This window comes from Anaerococcus sp. Marseille-P3625, assembly GCF_900232825.1.
Lineage (GTDB): Bacteria > Bacillota > Clostridia > Tissierellales > Peptoniphilaceae > Anaerococcus.
Genome location: NZ_OCTP01000010.1, coordinates 676,136 through 700,615, shown reverse-complemented (window position 1 = coordinate 700,615; position 24,480 = coordinate 676,136). Strand labels below are relative to the sequence as shown.

Annotated in this window: 27 protein-coding genes and 1 tRNA gene; 23 read left to right on the top strand and 5 right to left on the bottom strand. The window is 30.5% G+C overall.

Annotation, left to right across the window (positions count from 1 at the left end):
* From rpsP to topA, 11 genes are all read left to right on the top strand, one after another.
* On the top strand, positions 1–246 hold the full coding sequence (gene rpsP, locus CS884_RS04730; RefSeq protein ID WP_099320914.1) for a 30S ribosomal protein S16: 246 nt from the start codon (positions 1–3) through the stop codon (positions 244–246).
* 4 nt (positions 247–250) lie between these two features.
* The gene (locus tag CS884_RS04725) at positions 251–475 is read left to right on the top strand and encodes a KH domain-containing protein (RefSeq protein ID WP_099320913.1); all 225 of its coding nucleotides are present in this window, start codon (positions 251–253) and stop codon (positions 473–475) included.
* Positions 472–957, top strand: coding sequence for a ribosome maturation factor RimM (gene rimM / locus CS884_RS04720; protein WP_099320912.1), 486 nt, complete (start codon positions 472–474; stop codon positions 955–957). The genes CS884_RS04725 and rimM overlap by 4 nt, the downstream gene beginning before the upstream one ends.
* On the top strand, positions 950–1,657 hold the full coding sequence (gene trmD, locus CS884_RS04715; RefSeq protein WP_099320911.1) for a tRNA (guanosine(37)-N1)-methyltransferase TrmD: 708 nt from the start codon (positions 950–952) through the stop codon (positions 1,655–1,657). Before rimM ends, trmD begins: the two co-directional genes overlap by 8 nt.
* Positions 1,644–1,991 (top strand): 50S ribosomal protein L19, encoded by a 348-nt coding sequence (gene rplS / locus CS884_RS04710; RefSeq protein WP_099320910.1) that lies wholly within the window; start codon positions 1,644–1,646, stop codon positions 1,989–1,991. The genes trmD and rplS overlap by 14 nt, the downstream gene beginning before the upstream one ends.
* Before the next feature lie 100 nt (positions 1,992–2,091).
* A complete protein-coding gene (locus CS884_RS04705; RefSeq protein ID WP_257875751.1) occupies positions 2,092–2,712 on the top strand; it encodes a hypothetical protein in 621 nt (206 codons plus the stop codon).
* A gap of 167 nt (positions 2,713–2,879) precedes the next feature.
* Complete coding sequence (gene ylqF, locus CS884_RS04700) at positions 2,880–3,716, top strand: ribosome biogenesis GTPase YlqF (protein ID WP_099320943.1); 837 nt, start codon at positions 2,880–2,882, stop codon at positions 3,714–3,716.
* On the top strand, positions 3,713–4,336 hold the full coding sequence (locus CS884_RS04695; RefSeq protein ID WP_099320909.1) for a ribonuclease HII: 624 nt from the start codon (positions 3,713–3,715) through the stop codon (positions 4,334–4,336). Before ylqF ends, CS884_RS04695 begins: the two co-directional genes overlap by 4 nt.
* Complete coding sequence (locus CS884_RS04690; RefSeq protein WP_099320908.1) at positions 4,333–4,680, top strand: YraN family protein; 348 nt, start codon at positions 4,333–4,335, stop codon at positions 4,678–4,680. The genes CS884_RS04695 and CS884_RS04690 overlap by 4 nt, the downstream gene beginning before the upstream one ends.
* Positions 4,670–5,761, top strand: a complete 1,092-nt coding sequence (gene dprA / locus CS884_RS04685) for a DNA-processing protein DprA (RefSeq protein WP_099320907.1) — start codon at positions 4,670–4,672, stop codon at positions 5,759–5,761. The genes CS884_RS04690 and dprA overlap by 11 nt, the downstream gene beginning before the upstream one ends.
* 4 nt (positions 5,762–5,765) lie before the next feature.
* The gene (gene topA / locus CS884_RS04680) at positions 5,766–7,823 is read left to right on the top strand and encodes a type I DNA topoisomerase (protein ID WP_099320906.1); all 2,058 of its coding nucleotides are present in this window, start codon (positions 5,766–5,768) and stop codon (positions 7,821–7,823) included.
* Positions 7,824–7,846: 23 nt separating this feature from the next.
* On the opposite strand, the gene CS884_RS04675 is transcribed toward topA, so the two are convergent.
* The 4 genes from CS884_RS04675 to mscL form a co-directional block, all read right to left on the bottom strand.
* Positions 7,847–8,515 carry a hypothetical protein gene (locus tag CS884_RS04675; RefSeq protein WP_099320905.1) on the bottom strand — a complete coding sequence of 223 codons (669 nt, stop codon included), beginning with the start codon at positions 8,513–8,515 and terminating at the stop codon, positions 7,847–7,849.
* Entirely contained in the window at positions 8,516–9,376 is an 861-nt protein-coding gene (locus tag CS884_RS04670) for an ATP-binding cassette domain-containing protein (RefSeq protein ID WP_099320904.1), read from the bottom strand. It lies immediately after the preceding gene.
* Positions 9,363–9,737 (bottom strand): GntR family transcriptional regulator, encoded by a 375-nt coding sequence (locus CS884_RS04665; protein ID WP_099320903.1) that lies wholly within the window; start codon positions 9,735–9,737, stop codon positions 9,363–9,365. The genes CS884_RS04670 and CS884_RS04665 overlap by 14 nt, the downstream gene beginning before the upstream one ends.
* Before the next feature lie 137 nt (positions 9,738–9,874).
* Positions 9,875–10,279: a large conductance mechanosensitive channel protein MscL gene (mscL, locus tag CS884_RS04660; RefSeq protein WP_099320902.1), complete on the bottom strand. Its 405-nt coding sequence runs from the start codon at positions 10,277–10,279 to the stop codon at positions 9,875–9,877.
* An 89-nt stretch (positions 10,280–10,368) separates the two neighbouring features.
* On the opposite strand from mscL, the gene CS884_RS04655 reads away from it, so the two are divergent.
* From CS884_RS04655 to CS884_RS04600, 12 genes are all read left to right on the top strand, one after another.
* Positions 10,369–10,947 carry a CoA pyrophosphatase gene (locus CS884_RS04655; RefSeq protein ID WP_099320901.1) on the top strand — a complete coding sequence of 193 codons (579 nt, stop codon included), beginning with the start codon at positions 10,369–10,371 and terminating at the stop codon, positions 10,945–10,947.
* A 1-nt stretch (position 10,948) separates the two neighbouring features.
* Positions 10,949–11,779, top strand: a complete 831-nt coding sequence (locus CS884_RS04650; protein ID WP_099320900.1) for an aminoglycoside 6-adenylyltransferase — start codon at positions 10,949–10,951, stop codon at positions 11,777–11,779.
* Between the two features lie 8 nt (positions 11,780–11,787).
* Entirely contained in the window at positions 11,788–12,996 is a 1,209-nt protein-coding gene (locus CS884_RS04645; protein WP_099320899.1) for a D-alanyl-D-alanine carboxypeptidase family protein, read from the top strand.
* 120 nt (positions 12,997–13,116) lie between these two features.
* Positions 13,117–13,193: transfer RNA gene (locus CS884_RS04640), tRNA-Arg, on the top strand.
* Positions 13,194–13,253: 60 nt separating this feature from the next.
* Positions 13,254–13,745 (top strand): nucleoside deaminase, encoded by a 492-nt coding sequence (locus tag CS884_RS04635; RefSeq protein WP_099320898.1) that lies wholly within the window; start codon positions 13,254–13,256, stop codon positions 13,743–13,745.
* Between the two features lie 102 nt (positions 13,746–13,847).
* Positions 13,848–14,798, top strand: coding sequence for an NAD(P)-dependent oxidoreductase (locus CS884_RS04630; protein ID WP_099320897.1), 951 nt, complete (start codon positions 13,848–13,850; stop codon positions 14,796–14,798).
* Positions 14,795–15,424 carry a uridine kinase gene (gene udk, locus CS884_RS04625; RefSeq protein ID WP_099320896.1) on the top strand — a complete coding sequence of 210 codons (630 nt, stop codon included), beginning with the start codon at positions 14,795–14,797 and terminating at the stop codon, positions 15,422–15,424. The genes CS884_RS04630 and udk overlap by 4 nt, the downstream gene beginning before the upstream one ends.
* Positions 15,414–17,219, top strand: coding sequence for a 1,4-alpha-glucan branching protein GlgB (gene glgB, locus CS884_RS04620; protein WP_099320895.1), 1,806 nt, complete (start codon positions 15,414–15,416; stop codon positions 17,217–17,219). Before udk ends, glgB begins: the two co-directional genes overlap by 11 nt.
* Positions 17,212–17,670 (top strand): UPF0158 family protein, encoded by a 459-nt coding sequence (locus tag CS884_RS04615; RefSeq protein ID WP_099320894.1) that lies wholly within the window; start codon positions 17,212–17,214, stop codon positions 17,668–17,670. Before glgB ends, CS884_RS04615 begins: the two co-directional genes overlap by 8 nt.
* Positions 17,667–18,830 (top strand): FAD:protein FMN transferase, encoded by a 1,164-nt coding sequence (locus tag CS884_RS04610; protein ID WP_257875750.1) that lies wholly within the window; start codon positions 17,667–17,669, stop codon positions 18,828–18,830. Before CS884_RS04615 ends, CS884_RS04610 begins: the two co-directional genes overlap by 4 nt.
* Before the next feature lie 502 nt (positions 18,831–19,332).
* Entirely contained in the window at positions 19,333–20,613 is a 1,281-nt protein-coding gene (ltrA, locus tag CS884_RS04605; protein WP_099320142.1) for a group II intron reverse transcriptase/maturase, read from the top strand.
* 117 nt (positions 20,614–20,730) lie between these two features.
* Positions 20,731–22,206, top strand: coding sequence for a DUF1846 domain-containing protein (locus tag CS884_RS04600; RefSeq protein ID WP_099320893.1), 1,476 nt, complete (start codon positions 20,731–20,733; stop codon positions 22,204–22,206).
* Positions 22,207–22,258: 52 nt separating this feature from the next.
* Here the strand turns inward: CS884_RS04600 and CS884_RS04595 are convergent, their stop codons facing one another.
* Entirely contained in the window at positions 22,259–24,394 is a 2,136-nt protein-coding gene (locus tag CS884_RS04595) for a metallophosphoesterase (protein WP_099320892.1), read from the bottom strand.
* Positions 24,395–24,480 lie beyond the last annotated feature (86 nt).

Here is a 24,480-nt window from a genome sequence, read left to right as displayed (position 1 = left end):
ATGGCAGTAAAAATTAGATTAAAAAGAATGGGTCAAAAGAAAAAACCATTTTATAGAGTTGTAGTAGCAGATTCAAGAAGTCCACGTGATGGAAAATTCATCGAAGAAATTGGATATTACAATCCAGTAAGTCAACCAAAAGTATTCAAAATTGACAACGAAAAAGCAAAACAATGGATAAAAAATGGTGCAAAACCAACATCAATCGTTGAAAAACTTTTCAATGACAATAACGTATTAGCTTAATGATATGAAAGAATTAGTAGAATTAATAGTAAAAGAATTAGTAGATTACAAAGATGCTGTAGAAATCGAAGAAAGTAGAGAAGATGGTCAAGTAAACATACTAATCCATGTAAATGACGCTGACAAGGGCAAAGTAATCGGCGTTCGTGGAAATATCATCAACTCTATTAGAACTATAGCAAGATCTGCAGCTATTAAAGAAAATGTTAAGGTCAATATAAGAATATGAGAATTACAGTAGCTGAAATTGTAGGTACTCACGGAATAAAGGGAAATCTTAAAATTAAAAGTCTTTCAGATAATGAAAAAAGATTTGAAAATGGTTCAAAATTATTTATCGATGATAAAGAATTAACCATTGAGTCTTCCTTTGATCAAAAAAATCTTAAAATAATCAAATTTAAAGAATATAACGATATAAATGAAGTAATAAAATTTGTCGGCAAAGATATTTATATAGATGAAAAAGATTTAGGGGACTTAGAAGAAAATGAGTACTATATTTATAAACTAATCGGTCTAGATGTCTACGATAATGGGCAAAAAGTTGGAGAAGTTCTAGATGTAATAAGTGGTGTTTATCCCAACGATGTTTATATAATAAAAACAGATAAAAATGAAATTTATCTACCAGCAATCAAGGCTACAATAAAAAAAATTGATCTAGAAAATGGATTAATAGAAGTAGAAAACTTTAGTGACTATGAATAAAGTAACTATACTAAGCTTATTTCCAGAAAGTTTTGAATTTCTAAAAACTTATGGAGTAATAGGCAAGGCCATAGAAAATGGATTATTAGAATTAGAATTTGTAAATATAAGAGATTTTTCAAATGACAAGCACAATCATGTAGACGATACAGTTTATGGTGGAGCAGCAGGAATGCTTATTAAGCCATATGTATTATACAGAGCTTTAATGTCTGTGAAAAAACCTGGATCAAAAGTAGCATTTATGTCAGCTACAGGATCCTTATTAAATCAGAAATTAGCAATCGACTTTGCAGAAATTAAAGATCTTATAATAATTTGTGGCCACTACGAAGGAATTGATGCTAGAATTACTAACCACTATGTCGACTATGAAATATCCATTGGAGATTATGTATTAACTGGTGGAGAAATACCAGCAATGGTACTGATAGATTCCATGGCAAGATTTATAGACGGAGTAGTTGGAAAAGAAGAATCACTTGTTACAGATTCACATTACAATATACTATTGCAGCAAGATGAATACACAAAACCAAGAGTTTTCAATGGTTATTTCGTACCAAATGAGTTAACTAGTGGAAATCATAAAAAGATTAAACAGTGGAATAGAAAATCTGCAATAGAAAAAACAAAAAGAGTAAGAGCTGACTTATACGAAAAATTCCTAAGAGAGGAGAATAAAAATGGATTTAATTAAAAAAATTGAAAAAGAAAATCTACGAGAAGAAAATTATGACTTTAGAGTAGGTGATACAGTTAGAATATCATACAGAATCAAAGAAGGTGACAAAACAAGACTTCAAGACTTTGAAGGAACAGTAATTAAGATTAAAGAAGGCGGAATCAACAAAGCCTTTACCCTAAGAAGAATTTCTTATGGTGTTGGTGTTGAAAGAACTTTCCTATATCATTCACCAAGAATAGAAAAACTTGTAGTAACAAGACATGGTAAAGTACGTCGTGCTAAACTAAACTACCTAAGAGATCGTCAAGGCAAGGCTACAAAGGTAAAAGAAAAAACAAATTATTAAAAATCGAGCAAGAATATTTCTATTCTTGCTTTTTTTAAAATTTATTTTAAATTATGAAAGACCAAAGCTTAAAAAGTATTAATATAAGAAAGATAGATTAATGAATGAAATAAATATTCAAAGAATAGATACATATGAAGATGAAAGATTTGACCAAGAAGCCCTTAACCAACATGGATGCTTTGTGGTAAATGGGAAATTTTTATATCAAATAAAGATAATCTCTAAAGATTCTGCTCTTATAAGTGGGGATGAAAAATACTATAATGAAGTTATAAATGATTTTCGTTTTTTTGCTGAACATATTATTAATTTTTATTCGATGGATGGAAAGCTCATAAAAAAATTTGATCCTCCAAAAATATTTACCTTAAAGCTAGATATAATCCAACCAACACAATTTTATATCGATAGAAAAAAGCTAGATGAAGTTAAAACTTTTGTCAAAAACAAAGAGGATATTATAATTCCAGTTGCAAAATATGAAGATCAATACATTTCGCTTGATGGTCATACCAGATTATATCTTGCTTACAAACTAGGCTTTTCTTATGTCTATGCTTTCATAACAAAAAGTTTTGACGGAACAGATTATTTTGTAAAAGAAAGCAAAAAAAGAAGAGTAAAGGCTATAAAAGATATGATTCTTCTAAGTCATGAGGATTATAGGCAAAAATGGGATAAGTTTTGCGATGAATATTTTTCAAGCTTAGAAAATTAATATTAATTTTATAATTATTAACATATAATGAAATAAGGACTCAAATTAGAGTCTTTTTTTATCAGAAAATTGAATTTTGAAAATAAATTCTCACTATTTTAAATTTTATAGATAAAAATTAGATCTTATGTATAATATATTAAGTAAATAAGGAGAAAATTATGGCGATGAACATAAATTGGTATCCAGGTCACATGAAAAAGACCAAGGAGGAAATCCAAAACAATCTAAAATTAGTGGATATAATTTTGGAAATAATTGATGCAAGAATCCCTGAATCTTCAAGAAATCCAATGCTAGCAGAAATTATTGGCCAAAAACCACGCATTATAATAATGAATAAGTCCGATTTGGCAGATGAAGAAGTGAATAAAGCTTGGGTTAATAAATTTAGAAATGAAAATACCAAAGCCTTGTTAATGAATTCTAAAGAAAAAATAAATGTCAATAAAATTTACCAAATTGCTAAGGAAGAATTAAAAGAAAAATTTGACAAAAACAAAGAAAAAAATATAGAAAATAAGATAATTAGAATGATGATAGTTGGTATTCCAAATTCTGGCAAATCAACCTTTATCAATAATATTTCTAAAAGAAAATCCGCAAATGTAGGAAATCGTCCAGGAATTACAAAGACCAAACAATGGATCAAAACTAATGATAATTTAGAATTGCTTGATACACCAGGAGTTTTGTGGCCAAAATTTGACGAAGAAACAGGACTTAATTTATCATACACTCACGCAATTAAAGATGAAATTTTAAATATCGAGGATTTAACCCTAAAATTCTTAGAAAAAATGCAAGAAGACTATCCAAAACTGTTGACAGAAAGATATGGAGTTGATCCAGATAAAAAAGCCTTGGAAATTTATGAAGATATAGCAAGAAAAAGAGGGGCCATAACAAAAGGTGGAGATTTCGACTACACCCGAACTGCAAATATCATATTGACAGATTTTAGATCTGGAAAACTTGGAAGAATTACCCTAGAAAGACCATGAAATATTCAGAATATAACGAAGAAATAAAAAAAGAAATTTACCAAAAATACGATTTACTTGCAGGAATTGACGAAGTTGGAAGAGGACCCCTGGCAGGACCAGTTGTAACATGTGCTATTATTATGAAAAAAGATTCTCATATAGATGGAGTTACAGATTCCAAAAAATTAAAAAGATCAAAAATGCTAGAGCTAAAAGAGAAAATTATTGAAGATTCCCTAGCAATTTCTTATGGATTTTCCAACAATCTTTTGATTGATAAAATAAATATCAGACAGGCAACTCTTAGAGCCATGGAAATGGCAGTTAATAATCTTTCAATAAAGCCAGAAATATTATTAATCGATGCCGAGAAAATAAATGTGGACATACCCCAGCTAAATATAGTAAAAGGCGATTTAAACGAATATGCAATTTCCTGTGCATCAATTCTTGCCAAAATTAGAAGAGATGATATTATGATTAAATTTGCTAAAATTTATCCGGGATATTCTTTTGAAACTAATGTTGGCTACGGGACAAAAAAGCACTATCAAGGAATAGATCAACTTGGACTTTGTCCTATTCATAGAAAAAGTTTTCTAAAAAAGTATTATGCTAAGCAGGAAAGTTTTTTATGAGCGAAAAAAGAAAAATTGGAAATCTGGGAGAAGATTTAGTTGCAGATTTTTTGGAAAACAAAGGATATAAGATACTTACAAGAAATTATAACAAGCCTTTTGGTGAAATTGATATTATTGCCATAAAAAATGATATCATATCTTTTGTTGAGGTCAAAGCTCGTAAATCTACCAAATATGGCTACCCAAGAGAAGCGGTAAATTATTACAAGCAACAAAGAATTATTAAAGCAAGCCAAGCTTTTTTGATAGAAAATAATCTGACGGATTTTATAATAACTTTTGATGTTGCTGAAGTTTTTACAGAAAGTAGAGAGATTAATTATATAGAAAATGCATTTTGATCTAAGAGATAATGAAGTAATTTTATACTTAAATTATATAAATTTAGACAATAGAATAATTTTAAAAATCGGTGAAAATTTTCCCTACAAAGATTTATTTGCCAAAGAAAGGCAAGACTTAGATTTTATTAATGACAACAATTACCGAAAAATTTTTAGTCAAAAATCCCTCGATGATTTTAATTTTTATTTAGAAAAAGTTAACAAATTTGCCTATGATTATGTGACAATTTTGGATGAGGATTATCCTTATAATTTGAGATATATTGACGATAGACCTGCAATTTTGTTTTATAAGGGCAAATTGGATAAGGAAAAAGATAAAAATTCCATTGCCTTTGTTGGGGCAAGAAAATGTACTGACTATGGCAAATGGGCTTGTAGGAATTTGGTCCAAGGTGTTGTTTCAAATGGACTTACAAGTGTATCTGGCCTTGCCTATGGGATCGATGGGATAAGTCATAAGGCGACTTTGGAAATTGCAGGGAGAACTATTGGTGTTATTGGTTGTGGGATTGATAAGATTTATCCAAAACAAAACAGGTTCTTATACCAAGAAATGGAAGAAAAAGGCTTGATTTTATCAGAATTTCCCATAGGAACAGAACCTAGAGCCTTTAATTTTCCAAGAAGAAATAGGATAATTTCCGGGATTTCACTTGCAACTGTTGTCATAGAAGCCAAAGAAAAATCAGGGACAATGATTACAACAAGGTGCGCCTTAGAACAGGGAAAAGAAGTATTTGCAGTTCCAGGAAATATTAATTCTATTTATTCCAAAGGTACCAACAAACTAATCCAAGAAGGTAGCAAACTTATAACATCAAGCGACGATATTTTGGAAGAATTGGATTATCTGATTGACAGAAGTGACGAAAAGAGGATACTTGATTATAGTAAACTTGATAAAAATGAACTACTAATAGTAAAATATATCGAAGAAAATCCTAATAGCACTGCCGATATCATGGCTTCCAACTTAAATATCGGCATTGATGAAATAAATTACCTTCTAACTTCCTTGGAGTTAAGAGATTATATAGAAAATATGGGAAATAATGAATTTACAGTAAGGAGATGATTAGTTGGCAAAGAATTTAGTAATTGTAGAATCGCCAACCAAAGCCAAATCTATTGGCAAAATGTTGGGCAGTAACTACAAAGTAAAGGCAACTATTGGCCATTTGAGAGATTTACCAAAATCGAAATTTGGCGTAGATATAGAAAATAACTTTGAGCCAGAATATATAAAAGTTCGTGGCAAGGCAAAAACCATAAATGAATTAATAAAAGAAGCCCAAAAAGCTGATAGAGTTTATCTTGCAACAGACCCTGATAGGGAGGGAGAAGCAATAAGCTGGCATTTGGAATATCTTTTAGGTCTTGATCCAAACGAGAAAAATCGAGTAGAATTTCATGAAATAACTAAAAACAACGTAAAAAATGCCATAAAAAATCCTAGAAAAATCGACCAAAACTTAGTCGATGCTCAACAAGCAAGAAGAATTATGGATAGGATCGTAGGTTATGAAATTAGTCCAATCTTGTGGAAAAGAGTAAAATCCGGCCTATCCGCAGGTCGTGTCCAATCCGTAGCCTTAAAATTAATTGTAGATAAGCAAAGAGAAATCGACGCATTTATACCAGAAGAATATTGGACAATAACTGCAAATCACAAAGTAGATGATCTAGAATTTGATTCGGAATTTTATGGAAGTCCAAGCAAAAAGATCAAAATTTCAAATGAAAATGGTGCCGATAAAATTTTATCAAGAATAGATAAGGATAAGTTTAAAGTAGTCGAAATTAAAAAAACTAAGAAAACTAGAAAGCCTCCAAAACCTTACACAACCTCAACACTCCAACAAGATGCCTCAAACAAATTGGGTTATTCAACCAAATTCACCATGCAAGTGGCCCAACAGCTTTTTGAAGGAATTGATATTGGTAATGAGGGAAGCGTTGGTTTAATTTCTTACATGAGAACTGATGCTACAAGGATAAGCACAGAAATTGTGAGCGAATCTCTAAAATACATCAATGAGAAATATGGAGAAAAATATGCTGGCAAGGGCAACACTTACGGAGCAAAGAAAAAAGGCTCACAAGATGCTCACGAGGCCATAAGGCCAACTTCAATTTATAGAGATCCCTTATCACTTAGAGAATATTTATCAGATGCCCAGTACAAATTATACAAATTAATATGGACTAGGGTTGTAGGATCTCAAATGGCTGATTATCAGTATTTATCAACAAGCATTTCATTTGATAATCAAGGATTGATCTTTAAAAGCAATGGGAAAATAACAATTTTTGATGGTTTTAATAAAGTTTCTGGATCCTTTGAAAAAGAAAATATTTTGCCAGAACTAAAAGAAGGCGATGTAATTTCTGCCACAAATATAGAAAAATCACAACATTTTACAAATCCTCCAGCAAGATACACAGAAGCAAGCCTTGTAAAAGTTTTGGAAGAATTTGGCATAGGCCGTCCATCAACCTATTCTGCAACCATAAATCAAATAGTAAATAGAAATTATGTGGAATTTGAAGGCAGATCAATTTATCCGACAGAACTTGGCTTTACTGTTAATGATTTTTTGGTGGAAAATTTTGACGACATAATAAATGTTGAATTTACCGCTGAAATGGAAGATGAACTTGATAAAATCGCCGATCATAAAGTTTATTGGAAAGATGTTTTAAGCAATTTTTATTCTGGTTTTGAAAAAGATATGAAAAACGTCAAAAAAGACGATACGGATTATAAGGTCAAAGATAAAATCTTAGATGAAAAATGCCCGAAATGTGGACATCCTTTGGCAGAAAAGCACGGAAGAAATGGAAAATTTATAGGATGTACAAATTTTCCTGCTTGTGATTTTACCAAATCAATTGTAAAAACTACAGGAGTAAAATGTCCAAAATGTGGCAAGGGTGAAATTATCGAAAAAGTTAGCAAAAAAGGCAAGAGATTTTATGCTTGCAATAATTATCCAGACTGCGATTATGCAATTTGGGATCCACCAACTGGAGAGGTTTGCCCAGAATGTGGAGAACTTTTGGTTCATAAGAAAAACCGTAATGTAGATGAAATAAGATGCGAAAATTGCGGATATATAAAAGAAAAAAAGAGATGAGAAAAACTCATCTCTTTTAAATTTTAAGCTTTTGCGTCAACTTTATTTATTACATAATATTTTATAATTTGGCCTAGGATAAATTTTATTAAAGTAAAGATTGTGGAATTCATTAATCCATTTGGACCTAAAAATATATTATTGAATATAGATAAAATTAACATTCCAAATATTGACCCAGAAAGAGGATTTGATTTTACAAGATAGGCAATATTGGCAAATATATTAGAAAAACTCAAGTAAATTATGCAAATTCTCAATACATTATCAAAGCTTCCCAAATTACTAATAATTTTTTCTATATCTTTAAATTCCATAAATGACACAAGCTCTGCCTTTGTTATTATAAAATTGCTTAGGTAAAAAATTAATAATGATGATAGTAAAATTACTAACAAATCTTTGATAATCAAAGCTTCTGAAATATTTTTCCTACTGTAGCCTAATTTGTTGGCCATAATGAAAGTATCTTGCATAGATTGACCTGTGGATAAAACTATATATACGAGTACAAACAAAATTATGAAACCTGCAATTATAATCTTATTTGAAATTATATATTCATTAGCATCAGTACTTGCTTGGTAGGAAAAGAAAATCATCGCCAAAATAAGTGTGACAATAGAAAAAATGAAATAACTTTTAGCAAATTCTTTTATTTCTAATGATAATATTTTTTTTATATCTTTCATCTAATCCTCCTTAGTTAAAGCTAGAAATAATTCTTTTAAATTTAATCTATTTATTTCAGCTACTTCTCTTATTTTTCTAAGCTCATCATCTGTAAAATTATCATAGATATATAAAATGATTTGTTTTCCTATATTAGATTTTTTGATGATATTTTTGCTTTCAAAAAAGCTTAAATTTTCTTCATTTGTTGTGATTAGTAAAGCTTTTTCCAAAAGCTCGTCTATAGGGTCGTTTACTATAATTTTTCCATCATTTATAATAATTAGGTTTGTAACTAATTTTTCTATATCTGATAAAATATGAGAAGAAATTATAATAGTTGAATTATCGATTTCTTGGTATTCAATCAATTTTTTATAAAATAAATCCCTATTTATTTCATCAAGGCCTGTTGATGGTTCGTCTAATAATAAAAATTGGGCTTTTAAAGATAAGGCGACAATATTTCTAAAAAGGCTTTGATTACCATAAGAAAGTTTCCTATATTTGGCTAATAAATCAATTTTAAAAAGAGCGCTTAGTTCATCAAATCTTTCTTGGTTAAATTTAGGATACAATTCTTTTATATACTTTACAGTCTTTATTAGCTTTTTTTCTTTCAAATTATAAGTCAAAAAATCTTCTCCTATGTAAATTAGATTTTTCTTTAAATTATTGCTAAGTAAAATATTTGAGTCCTTATAGTAAATTTCACCTTGGTAATTTATAATTTGATCAGATAAAATTTTCATCAAAGTTGTTTTTCCAGCACCATTTCTGCCAATTAAGCCGTAAATTTTGCCCTCTGTAATCTCTAAATTTATATTGTCCAAAACTAATTTATTGCCGTAAGTTTTGGATAAATTATTAATTTTTATCATCTGTTAGTTCTCCATAAATTTTTTCAATTTCTTTTATTAGATCTTCTTTACTTATTTCTAGTAATTTCAAATTGTTTATTAAGTCGGGCAAAATATTTTCTAAATATTCCTTTTTCCTTTTTTCCTTAATAATTTCTTTAGCATCCTTAGTAACAAACATTCCCATTCCTCTTTTTTTTATCAAAACTCCCTCATCAACCAAAATATTAAGTCCCTTTCTTGCCGTTGCGGGATTTATGCCATAGGCATTGGCAAATTCTGTGGTTGAGGGAGATTGGTCATCAGTTTTTAACAAGCCATCTAAAATTTGATTTTCGACAATTTCTGCAACTTGTTCAAAGATAAGCTTATTAGAATCCATCCATATAACCTCCTTAACTAATTGGTTAGTTACACAAGTAATTAACTAACTTAATTATATTATAGCCAGATTAATTTCATTGTCAAGGAAATTTTTCAAAAAAAAAAAGAACCTCCTTTAAGGTTCTAAAATTAATTTTATGCATTTTCATTATGATATCCAACTAGCTCGCTTGTGCAATGTGGACATCTTGTTGCATCTATAGCAATTTTTGATTTGCAATATGGGCAAACTTTGGTATCTTCTTTAACTTCTTCTTTTTTGTTTCTATTAAATGATTTCATAATTAAAAATAATACAAAAGCTACAATTAGAAAAGTTATTATATTATTTATTAAGTTACCAACCTTTAGAGTTGCACCTGCAACATTGACAGTTAAGTTTTGAAAATCAACCCCAGCCGTAAGACCAGTAATTATTGGCATCAATAAATCCTCAACAACTGAATTTACAATAGCTGTAAAAGCAGTACCCATTATGATACCAATTGCCATATCCAAAACGCTGCCTTTTGAAATAAATTTTTTAAATTCTTCTAGCATATTCTTCTCCTTTTTTTAAAATACAATAATACTATACTATATAGTTGACTAAAGCCTATTAATTTAATATCATTTAATTAGAGGTAATTATGAAAAATTTATTGGTAGATGATGAATTTTATCAAAAAATAAAAAATTACGCAGTATTTATCCCTTTAATAAAAATTGATGGTAAGGATCATATACTCCTTGAAGTAAGAGGTAAAAATATTGCCCAAGCTGGAGAAGTTTCTTTACCTGGTGGAAAGCTTGAGGAAAATGAGTCTTTCAAAGATGCTGCCATTAGAGAAACAATGGAAGAGCTTCTCTTAGAAAGAGATGATATCTTGTATATGGGGTACTCTTCTATGATATTAAACTCTTCTTATATGCACATCAAATCATTTTATGGGAGAATTAATAAAAATATTGAAGAAATAAAGTATAATGAGGAAGTAGAATCAATATTTGCAGTATCAGTGGATTTTTTGAAAAAGAACCAGCCTATTATGTACAGGGCGCCCTACAAAATGGAATTTCCAAACGATTTTCCTTTTGAAAAAATTCCCAATGGTAGAGATTATAAATTTGTATCTTTATACCACGATATGTATTTTTATGATACTAATCCAGTAATATGGGGCTTGACTGCAAAATTATTAAAAAACTTTATAGAAAGCTTAGATTAATATGAATAAAGAAATAAGTAATAAATTAACAGATTATGCAAGAGAAAACGAAGCTATAGAAACGATATTCTATGTTTTAAATGACAATTATGACTCTATAATCCATGTTTACACTGTTGTAAATGATATAATTATTGGCAAATTAGAAGAAGAACTTGTAGGACTTTTTGATAATTTGATAATGGTAAATAGGAGCAAGGGTGAATTTTCTTATAATAAAACTTATATAAATTATACGAATTTAAATATTTATACAGATGACAATTTAAAATTAACCGAGTCTATAATTTCTAGCGAATATGCAGATGATTTTATAAAAACAATTGATGGTGATATAAAAATTTTATACAGCAAGCCTGGATATAATAGCTTTGATATTGAAAGCAAATTTATTTTTGACAAGCCTAAAGAATATGAAGTGATTGCTAATATTAAGAATTTCTTTGCAAGCGCTTATGAAGTATCACTTTATGTCGATCAAAAAGATCAACTAGCAGCTTGTATGAAAATGGATTCATTGAGAAATTATTTAATAGCAATGATAAATTTCTATATCAAAGATAAATATTCATATAAACTTGACATGGGAGATGACGGCCAAAGACTCCACAACACATTGGAAGTTGATATCAAAGAAAACCTACTTCTAACATACAATCATGACGATTTGATGGATATATATTATTCATTGTTTAAGGCTACTGTATTATTTAGAAAATTAGCAATGGATATTTGTAAGAAATTTAATTTTATTTATCCAAAAGAAATAGATGTTGAAACTCACAAAGTTTTAAGAAATAATTATAAAAAACTTGAGTCTTTTTTAAGCTAGGAGCTATTATGAAAAAGAAAATAAATTTAATTTTGATATTTACATTTTTATTTTTTATTTCTCCAATAAAATCTATGGCAGCAAATCAAACCCAAATTGTAGGCCTTGATAAAAATGTAAAAGCTTACATTATTGCCAACGAAGAAAATGGTGATATTTATTACGAGAAAAATGCGGATGAATCTTATCCAATGGCTTCACTTAGCAAATTGATGACCTATTTGCTAGTAAAAGAAAGCATAGATGATGGCAAGCTAAGCATGGATCAAGAAATTACAGTAGGAAAAGAAGCGGCAAAATTCCATAATTGGGAATATTCTTATCTTGGATTAGATGAGGGAGATGTCTTTACTGTAAAAGAATTACTAGAAGGATTGATGGTTGCAAGCGGTAACGATTGTGCCTATCAATTAGCTGTAACAGTTAGCAAGAGTGAAATAGAATTTGCCAGAAAAATGAATATAAAAGCAGCAGAATTGGGATTATCAAGCCAAGTTTACTACAACGCTAGTGGAGTAGAAACAGAAGATGATCAACAAAACTCATCATCTGCCAAAGATTTACTTACCTTAAGCAAATATATAATTGACAAATATCCAGAAGTTTTAGAATATGCGAAAATAAGATCAATTGTCGATCAAAGACGAGAAATTGATGTAAATTCAACAATTCCTTTAGTTGGAGAAATACCAGGAGTTGATGGTCTAAAAACAGGATCAACTAAAGAAGCTGGATATTGTTTGGTTACTACAACTAATATGCAAGAAATTGACGACAAGGATAAATTTAGAACTATTGGCGTAGTTTTAGGCGCAGATCAAAAAGATACAAGAAATAAAGTAATGAGCGATTTGATATACTATGTAAGTAGATATTATGATAGCGTAAGTGTTTTAGATAAAAATGTTGCCTACGAATCACTAAAAGTTAACACAGCTAAGCAAGGATATGTCGATTTATACCCTGATCAAGATATTAATTTGATAGTAAAAAAAGGTGAAAATCCATCTATAAAGGCAAGTTTTAATGACTCTATAAAAGCACCAGTAAAGGCTGGCGAAATTTTGGGCTTGGCAAAAGTAAATTATCAGGATAAGGAATTTGACGTTTCTTTGATTTCAAAAACAAATCTTGAAGAAGCTACACTTTATTCTAAAATGTTAAGAGCTGGAGAAGATGCAACAAACTTTTTGCTCCAAGCCTTAATTGCAAGATAAAATACATTAGAGTATATTATTAAATATATTTTTAAGAGCTTTATTTGAGGTCCGTGCTAGGCTGCGGAATTTCGTGCTTGTTGGCACGAGTGCTCCAGAAGGCGCACGGCCTAGTTTCTTGTTTCAGTAGCTCAGCTGGATAGAGCACCGCCCTCCTAAGGCGGGTGTCGGAGGTTCGAATCCTCTCTGGAACACCATTTTTTTTGAAAAATATCTTTTTTTTAAAGGTATTTTTTTTATTTTGTAAAGGAATTTTTATGACTGATCTTAATTTTTCTAAGAAAGATTATTTTTTTATGAATGAGGCAATTTATGAGGCAAGACTTGCTCGTTTAATCGAGGAAGTGCCAATAGGTTGCGTCATTACTTTTGAGGATAAAATCATTGCACGCACTCACAATTATACCTTTAAGGGCAAGTCTGCCCTAAAGCATGCAGAAATTTTAGCAATTGAAAAGGCAAGTGCCTATATTGATGATTTCAGACTAGAAGATTGTACAATGTATGTCACCATGGAGCCTTGTTCTATGTGCGCTGGAGCTATAATTAATTCTAGGATAAAAAGACTAGTTATAGGACTTGCCGATTACAAACGTGGAGCTTGTGGGTCAAATACAAACATAACAGGTGATAGAAGTCAACTTCATTACCTTGATGCGGAATTTTCGCTAATGGAAGATGAATGTCTTTACGAAATACAAACATTTTTTAAAATGTTAAGAAATAGAAATAAAATAAAGGATAAATAAGGATTTTTTGGGAAAAATTGTTCTCATTAGGTCTTTTTTGTTTGTAAATTCCTTTAGTCTTTAAATTTTATAGTATAATCATATTAGAGCTAGGAGGAAGAAATGAAAATAACTTTACTAAATCCTTTGGAAGTTGATGAAAAAATTATTATTGAAAATAAAAATAAATTAGAAGAAGCTGGTCATGAATTTGTTTTTTATGATGATATTGCAAAAGATGACCAAGAGATCATTAATAGACTCAAAGATTCCGATATAGCAATAATTACCAACAAAAGATTATCCGCTGATGTTATAAATGCTTGCAAAAATTTAAAAATGATTGACGTTGCTTTTACAGGAGTTGATCATGTTGATTTGAAGGCTGTTAAAGAAAATAATATCAAGCTTTTAAATGCAAGTGGTTATAGTGATGATTCTGTAGCTGAGCTTGTAATAGGTCTAAGCCTTGCTATTTTGAGAAAATTTGATGAGAATCGTAAAAATATTTTTGAAAAAACCAATTTTCCTCTAATGGGAGAAACTTTGAAAAATAAGAAATTTGGAGTAATTGGAACTGGAAAAATCGGCAAAAAATTAATTGAAATGTTAAAAGTTTTTAATTGCCAAATTTTAGCTTATTCGAGAAGCGAAAAAGAGGAAATTAAAAATATGGGTGTAAAATATGTGGACTTGGATACTCTTTTAAAAGAATCTGACCTAATTTCCCTTCATATACCAAATAATGAAAAAACAAAAAATTTCCTAGACAAATCCAAACTTGATTTATTAAAAGATCAGGCAATTCTAATAAATTGTGCTAGAGGACCTGTTGTAGACAATGAATATTTAGCAAAAATATTAAATGAGAGCAAAATTCGAGCTGGAATTGATGTTTTTGATATGGAACCTCCTTTGCCAGATGATTATCCACTTAGAAATGCAAAAAATGTAATTTTGACCAACCACGTTGGTTTTTACACCAAAGAAGCTATGGAAAATAGGGCAGAAATCGTCTTTAATAATTTATATGAATTTCTGAAAGGTAATATTGTTAATGAGATAAAGTTATGACAGATATAAAAATAATTGCTATAGCTGGTGGTTCTGCTTCAGGAAAATCATCTATAGTAAAGCAAATTTCCCAAATATTTAAGGATGATTTGATTGTAATTGGCCATGATAATTATTACAAGGCGCACGATGATTTGTGCTTTGAAGATAGAACTAAGCTAAATTACGATTATCCGGGTGCTTTTGATAATGATTTATTTTATGAGGATTTATTAAAACTTCAAGAAGGGTTAATCGTTGATATGCCAACCTACGATTACACAATTCATACTAGAAGTAAGAAAACTATAAGAATCAGTCCTAAAAAAATTATTTTGATTGAAGGCATTTTGGTATTAGAAAATAAAGAAATAAGAGATATTACCGATACGAAAGTATATATAGATGCCGATAGCGATATAAGATTAAAAAGAAGAATACTTAGAGATACAAAAGAACGTGGCAGAAGCCTAGAATCCGTGTTGGATCAATTTATAAAACAAGTAAAGCCAATGCATGAAAAATATGTCGAACCGACAAAGAAATATGCAGATATAATTATTCCACGTGGAGCAGAAAATACCAAGGGTATAGAGATTTTAGTAAAGCATATAGCAGATATGATCGAGGGGAAAAATGGATGTTAATCTAATGGAAACTGATTATGCTAAAATTAAAGCATACATCGAAGGAAATTCAAACGAAGGTCATAAGATATGGGGAGCTCTAGCAAGGGATGATGGTTATATATTCAGACTCTATGCTCCAAATGCCGATAAAGTTTATATAAAAGGTGATTTTACAAATTGGCAAAATGTCGAAATGACCAAAAACGTAGATTATGGTTATTTTTTCATCAAGTTAAATGCCAAAGTAAATGATTATTACAAATATGTTGTCGTTAAAGATGGTAATTATGTCGACCATGCAGATCCCTTTGGCAAAGCTATGGACTATGAGGGAAATTTTGCAAGTCTAATTACAGATGATTCTTATGAATTTGCTGATAAGGATTTTTTAGAAAAAAGATCCAAAAATTTTAATAATCCTATGAATATTTACGAACTTCACATTGGTTCGTGGATAAGATATGGAGATAGGGTAAATTTTTTAGATATAGTTGATAAACTGGTAAAATATTTAAAAGATATGAATTACACTCACATAGAGATCATGCCTATTACAGAATATCCATATTATCCATCTTGGGGTTATCAATCTACGGGATTTTTTGCCACATCTTCTCGATATGGCAGACCAGTTGATTTTAAGAAATTTGTAGACCTACTTCACCAAAATGGAATTGGAGTAATACTTGATGTGGTTGCAGTTCATTTTGCAAGTGATTTTTATGGGCTAAAAACTTTTGATGGCTCTCATCTGTATGAATCGCCTTATGAAGATCTCACTTATTCTCAGTGGGGATCAATAAATTTTGACTATTCAAAAGCTCATGTAAGAAGCTTTATGAAATCATCCTTTAGCTATTGGATAGAAAATTTCCACTTAGATGGGATAAGAGTTGATGCTGTAAGCTACATGATTTATTACAATGGCAATGAAAATAGGGGAATTCATAAGGATAATATCTATTTTATCAAAGACTTAAACCAAACATTAAAAGAAAAATATGAAGATGTTATGCTAATTGCCGAAGATTCTTCTTCATATCCTTTGGTAACAGAAAGTGTTTTAAATGGCGGTCTAGGTTTTGATTACAAATGGGACTTAGGTTGGATGAATGACACCATAAAATATTTTAAGGTCGATTCATATAACAGATCCCATTATCATGACAAAATAACATTTTCTATGTATTATTTTTATAATGAAAAATTTATTTTACCATTAAGTCATGATGAAGTTGTCCATCTAAAAGGATCTATGATAAATAAAATGAATGGTTCTTATGAAGATAAGTTTAAGGAATTAAAAGTTTTGTACACTTATCAAATGGCTCATCCAGGTAAAATTTTAAATTTTATGGGCAATGAAATTGCAACTTTTGATGAGTGGAATGAAAATGCTAGCATCAATTGGGATATTAGATCATATCCTAAGCATGATGATCTTAACAGATTTGTAAAAGATATTAATTATTTATACAAAAATAATCCGGCTTTTTACAAATACGATTATGAAGAAAAAGGCTTTATGTGGAAGGTGGTAGATGATTCAAACACTTCTGTTTTTGCCTTTGAAAGAGTAGCCGAAAATAGTAGATTTTTGATAGTGTTAAATATGACAAACACCTATCATAGTTCATATGAAATATATTACGATGAGAATTTAACATTTGAAGAGAAAATAAATTCTTTTAATCCTAGATATGGTGGAGCAAAAACTTATTTAAGGAATATAAAAATTGAGAAAGGAAGTCCGCTAAAGTTGGAGCTTTGGGAATATGAAGCTGCAATTTTTGAGATAAAAAATAATGAATAAGACAATTAATTTATCTTGGTTAGTAGAAAAATGGACCTTGTTAGATGAGGATTCTTATTTAAAAAATATCTGGCTAAACACAGAAAGTTTAGATATAATTAGAATTAACCAAGGAGAAACTGAAGAAGATATTATAAAAAATTATATTGATATTGATGATGATATTGAAAACTATGTATTAATGCCAACTGCAGATGAATTTGATGAAGAAAAGGTAAGGCAAGCTTTCTTTGAAACCCTATCAAGACAACAAAAAGACCTAGTAATTGACCAATTTGATGGAATGGCGCCTAGAGAAGAATTTTTGGATATAATCTATTCTTTGGGTTTAGAAAAAGAATTTAATGAGTTTACCGCAAAAGTAGTAGCATATATACTTCTTAATTGGGCAGAAGATGAGAGAATATCTGTGAATAAAGATATGGAAACCATAAATATTGATAAGTTATGAAAATTAAAAAAATTATTTTGTTTTTAGCTTTTGTCATAAGTCTAAGTTCTTGTTCACAAACTAGAAAAAGCACAAATGATACGGATCCTAAAAATGTTCCGAGCATAAAGAAAGTTGAAACTAGCGAAAACTCAGATACAAAAGAAAAAACAGACAATGAAAGCTTAAAAGAAACAAATCCTTCCACAGATTTAACTAAGCACGATAAGGTTTATTATGACTATTTTGATACTGTAACTACTTTTACAGCTTACACAAAAACTGAGGAAGAATTTAAGAAATATTTAGATCTTTTAGAAAAAGCTATGCAAAGATATCATGAATTATACAATGGTTATAATTCTTTTGAAGGTATAAATAATATCAAAACTATTAATGAAAATGCAGGCAAAAAACCAGTAGAAGTTGACCCGGAAATAATTGAACTAATTAATTTTGCAAAAGAAATATATAAGGATAGCGAAGGCAAAATTAACATAGCCTATGGAAGTGTCTTAGAGCTTTGGCATAATGCTAGAGAATCTTATCTAAAAACAGAAAACAAAGATGTAATTCCAACAAAAGAAGAATTAGAAGAAAAGGCCAAGCACAAAGATATTGACAAAGTCATAGTTGACGAAGATAATAATACTGTTTTTTTAGAAGATCCAGAAATGAAACTTGAACTTGGAGCTGTTAACAAGGGTTTTGCAATAAAAAAACTTGGGAAAATATTAGTTGATGCTGGAGTTAAGAACGCGGTTTTATCAGTAGGAGGAGATGACCTACTAATTGGCGATAATCCATCAAGAGAAAATGGAGAATGGAACATAGCAATCCAAAATCCAGATCTTAACTCAGAAGAAAATTACAGATCCATAGTTGGATTAAAAAGCACAACAGTTGTTACAAGTGGCGACTATCAGAGATTTTTTGAAGTAGATGGAGTAAGATATCATCATATAGTAGATACTGATACAAATATGCCAGCAAGGTATTTTAGGTCGGTTTCTGTTATTTGCGATGATATTGCCTTAGCCGATGGCCTAAGCACATATTTATTTACCATAGATTTAGACAAAGGCAAAGAAGTTTGCAAGAAATTTGGAATTGAAGCTTATTGGATAGATCTTGAGGATAAAGAATATAAAACAGAAGGTTGGAAAGAACTAGAAGAATAATCGGACAATCGTCCGATTTTTACAGTATGACGGGCATGTTCTAATGCTGGGGTGAAAATCCCTACAGAGCGTAGTTACCAACGAATCTAATAGCGACCCCGAAGTTTTAGGTGGCGACATCTAGGAGAGAAGAACGGGTAGCGAAATCGTGGCTTGACGAACAGGAACAGAATATAAGGCGTAACAGGTGGGCAAGCTAGCTGTAGATAGCAAAGACCCAAAAGGTAACCGTAAACCCAAGGCGTAAATTCTGCAAGTAAACGATGAAAGTATTAGGGCTTATCCCGTGAGGTCTCACTAGCGAAGAAGTAGTAACAACGAATAGTGAGAAGTCAGCAGAAGTCATAGTAGGTGGAAACACCGAAGGACCGAACAATTTAAAAGCACAAGCAAAATGTATGTAGCATAACAAATCTGACAGAGAAAGTAGAAGAAACGTAAATGAAATCAAAATCTTACACCTAAGAAAAAGTTATGTAAGCGGAAAGGAGCAAGTGCACACATGGAAGATAAACTAATCAGTCAAATCCTAAACCCAGAAAACATGCACCAAGCAAAAGTAAAAGTCATCTCCAACAAAGGAGCAGCTGGAACAGACGGCATAAGTGTAGAAGAAATAGATGAATACATCAAAGAAAACTGGGCAGGGATAAGACAAGAAATAATCGAAAGACGCTACAAACCACAACCAGTACTCCGAGTAGAAATCTCAAAACCAAACGGAGGAAAAAGAAAACTTGGAATACCAACAGTAATGGACAGAATAATCCAACAAGCAATCGTACAAGTCCTAACCCCGATAATAGACAAAAGATTTTCTGAAACAAGCTATGGCTTCAGACCAGAAAGAAACTGTCAAATGGCAATAATCAAAAGCCTAGAATATTTAAACGACGGGTACGAATGGGTAGTAGACATAGACCTAGAAAAATTCTTCGACAAAGTGCCACAAGATAAACTAATGAGCATAGTCCATGAGCACATCAAAGCACCAGACACAGAATCACTAATCAGAAAATACCTAAAAGCGGGAATAATGAACAAAGGTATATACGAGAAAAGTGAAATAGGAACCCCACAAGGAGGAAACCTATCACCACTGCTAAGCAACATAATGCTAGACAAACTAGACAAAGAACTAGAAGCAAGAAAACTTAGATACATCAGATACGCAGACGACTGCTTAATATTTGTAGGAAGTAAAGCAGCAGCCACAAGAGTAATGCACTCAATAACAAGATTCATAGAAAAGAAACTTGGCCTAAAAGTAAATGCAGAAAAAAGTAAAATAACAAGACCAAGCAAAATAAAATATCTAGGATTTGGCTACTGGAAAGACAACAAAACAAATCAATGGAAAGCAAGAGTCCATGAAACATCATTTAAAAGATTCAAAGACAAAATGAAGAAACTCACCACAAGAAAATGGTCAGTATCCTTAGAATACAGAATCAAAAAGTTAAATGAAGTAATAAGAGGCTGGATAAACTACTTTAAAATAGCTAGTATGAAAAGTAAACTAAAAAGTTTCAGCGAGCACCTAAGAACAAGACTAAGAATAATCTGCTGGAAAATGTGGAAGGTACCGAAGAAAAGACAATGGGCGTTAAGGAAAATGGGAATAGTAAAAGACCTAGCAAGATTAACATCCTATTGTGGAGATAGGTATTATTTTGTAGCAACGAAAACCTGCTTAGTAAGAGCAATCACAAAAGAAAGGTTAAGCAAAACAGGCTTAATTGACCCTTATGATTACTATATAAGCAGGACATGTGTAAATTAAATTGAACCGCCGTATGCCGAACGGCACGTACGGTGGTGTGAAAGGGGCTAGATCTTAGCCCCTATTCGATTTTAATTTTATTTGTATTTTTTAATGTAAATTTATAAGGAGTAAGCGATGAATAAATTAGCCTTTGACAATGACAAATATATAAAACTCCAATCGGAGAAAATTCTTGAACGAATTAGTCATTTTGACAAATTATATCTAGAATTTGGTGGAAAATTATTTGACGATGGACACGCATCAAGAGTATTACCAGGATTTTTGCCAGATAGTAAGCTAAGGATGCTTGATAGTATAAAGGAAAAAATCGAAATAATAATAACTATTAATTCTAACGATATAGAAAACAATAAAATCAGAGGAGATAATGAAATTTCCTATGACACTGAATCAATCAGATTAAAACAAGCTTTTGAGAAGAGAGGATTTAAGGTAAATTCCATAGTATTAACCCAATTTGCCAATCAGGATAAGGCTATAAGATTTGAAAAATATTTGGATAATTTATCCATAAATCATTACAGAACTTATGATATTAAAGGTTATCCAAATAATATCGATCTTATTTTATCAAAAGATGGATTTGGCAAAAATGATTATATAGTGACAGATCGTCCACTTGTAGTAATAACAGGTCCAGGTCCCGGTTCTGGGAAAATGGCAACTTGTCTTTCTCAAATGTATCTTGACAATGAAAAGGGCAAAAGATCATCTTATGCAAAATTTGAAACATTCCCAATTTGGAATTTAGGCCTAATGCATCCAGTAAATATGGCTTATGAAGCAGCAACTGCAAATCTTAATGATGTAAATATGATTGATCCTTATCATCTTGAAGCCTACGGCATATCAGCTGTAAATTACAATAGAGATGTTGAAGCGTTTCCGGTTTTAAAAAGAATACTTGAAAAAATCATGGGAGAAACTCCATATAAATCTCCTACTGATATGGGTGTAAATATGGTAGGATTTTGCATAGTTGATGACAAAGCTGCAATAGAAGCTTCCAAAGAAGAAATCATTAGAAGATATTACAACGCTTTGGTAGATGTTAGACTTGCCAAAGAATCAAATCAAACCATAGAAAAAATTCAAACCCTAATGAGCAATCTTGATATTAATGCTGATGATAGGATTGTCGCTTTAAAAGCTAGGGAAAAAGAGAAAATTACAGGAAAAGAATCCTTTGCAATCAAATTAAATGATGGAAATATTATCGAGGGCAAAAAATCAAAACTATTTTCAGCACCAGCTGCTTGCATCTTAAATGCCTTAAAAAAACTTGGAAATATCGATGATGAAATTTTGCTTTTAAGTCCACACATAATTGAACCTGTTTCAAATCTTAAAACAAAATCTCTTGGAGAAAGCAAACCATCACTTTCAATAAATGAAATGCTTATAGCTCTTGCAATCTCTGCTACAACCAATCCTCTAACTCACATGGCAATAGAAGAGATTAAAAACTTAGAAAATTTAGATGCTCATAGCACGGTAATTTTAAATGATAGTGAAAAAAGAATGTTAAGAAAACTAAAAATGAATTTCACTCAAGATCCAGTTTTTGGCGAAGATAGTGGTTATTAATAATTTTAATAAAGGATAGGAGCTAGAAAATTCTAGCAACCTATCCTTTTTTCTATTTGTTGTAATCATCATATTCAACATAGTTAAAATATTTTTCTAATTCATTGGTATCTTCATTTTGGTAAATTTCTACCATCTCATCGCTCATGGAATTAACCATATCAATTACAAACTTTCTAAGACTTGCTTGACCAAACATAGTCGTTGAGAAGCTTTCCTTGGCTTTTATCAATGATTTTGACCTTACAATTGTCTTTGCTAAATCAACTCCGCTAATTTTTTTCTCTTTGGTGATATTCATAGAGAAGAAATCTAGCAAATCTCTTAGGGTATTAACCTTAAATTTTAAATATTTATAAGCTAATTTAAACCAAAGTCCTCTAATTTCTGCAAGGTCATCAAAAAATAGATCTTTGGAATTATTTTTTTCAAACTTTACCAAACTAGCTAATTTATCAAAACTTTCGTTTATGTCATCTTTCATGTAATCTAGTAATAGATTAATTATATCATAGCTAGGATCATTGAGATTATCAATCATTTTATTTACAAAATCCGGGCGTTGGTCTTCTCCCAAAGGCTTGTATTGGTATAAATAATTTGCAAAATCGTAAAGTTTGTGGCCGTATTCGTCTATTGGCATATCAAGACCTTTGTTGATGTTTTTATCCCAATATCTTACGATTTTGTAGGGAGTTAATATTTTATCTTGAATTTGATCTAAAATTATATTAATAGCTTCTTCAAGCTTACTAGCCTTAATTATAAAATAATTTTTGGATTTTTCAACTACTAGCTGGTATTCTCCATCTATCTTTCTTAGATAAATATTTCCAATATGTTTTTTATAAATAGGTAGAAATTTTTCTACCATAGGAAATAGAAGCTCATTTACATAGCCTTTTTCTGGAATTTTTATATTTAGTCTTGAAGAAATTTGATTGGAAATTTCATTTTTTAGATTCAAATGTTCAAACTTAGGACTATTTACCTGAATTCTTATGTAATTGTGCAAAACATCTCTAAGTGAAAGTTGCTTATTTATGGTATAGTTTATAGCATCATAAACCACTTCAATTTCATCATCTAAGTTTTTGTAAGTAAATTCTTTTATAAGCTCAGTTTTGATATAAACCTCATAGCCATTTTCTTCGGCCACCCTATTTACAACCTTTATATGCCTAATAGGCAAGGGATAAGTTATTGGAGAGCCTGTTTGGATGTCATAGATAACATTGCCAATTTCTGAAGTATACTTAGCAGTACCATTTTCATGCAAATGACCTGTAAAAACAAATTTTACTCCATTATCAGCTAATACCTCAATTGGAGTTTTTCCATTTATTTTTGGATTATCATCAACATATTTACTTCTCCATTCTTTTATTATAAAAGGAGAAAAAACTAGTTCTTGATTTCTAAAATTTGGCATAATAGCATGGTGAGCCATGACAAAAATTAGATCTTTACGAGCTTTGGCTTGATCAATTTTTTCTACAATCCACTTCATTTGACTTAAAGTTATAGATCCTGCTACATTTTCTCTTTGATCTCTGTGATTTTGCTCAGTGTCTGCTGAATAAATGGATGTGTCAATTGATATTAAAGTAAGGCCAGTGCTATCATTTCTATTGCTTGGAATTCTAGCTACATATGAAAAATATCCATGAGCGTAATAAGAAAATTCTTCTTTTCTATCGTATTTTTTGTTGACTTCATCTAAATAAGTCTTAAAAATATCAGAATCCTTATACATTTCAAGTATATAAGGATTTTTGAAAACAAAATCGTATAAATCCAAAAATTCCCTTGGATTTATATTTTTTGTAGGTTTATCTTTTTTAAAATCGTAGGATTTATGATTATTTAAGTCATGGTTACCTGGAATTAGAAAAACTTCTCGTTTTTCATCTTTATTTTTCCAAGCCAATAAATTTTCTTTTACAACTTGATGAGATTTATATTCGCCATCTTTTACTAGATCACCAGGAATAAATAAAAATTCACTATTTGCTTTATCTACTAAGCTTAAAGCCTCCTTAAACAAGGCTTCGCTTTCAACCATTAATTTTCTATCTATTTTAATTTCTTTTTTAAAATCTTCAGTATCTGCTATTAAATCAAAGCTAAGTACATGAGGATCGCTTATAATCGATATATCGTAATCATCTATTTCCTGTAATTGCATAGGACACCCCTGTATTTTCGTTATAGTTATAGTATACCGACACTTATTAGTAATTACACTTAAAGAAATTAGAGAGATTTTGTAAA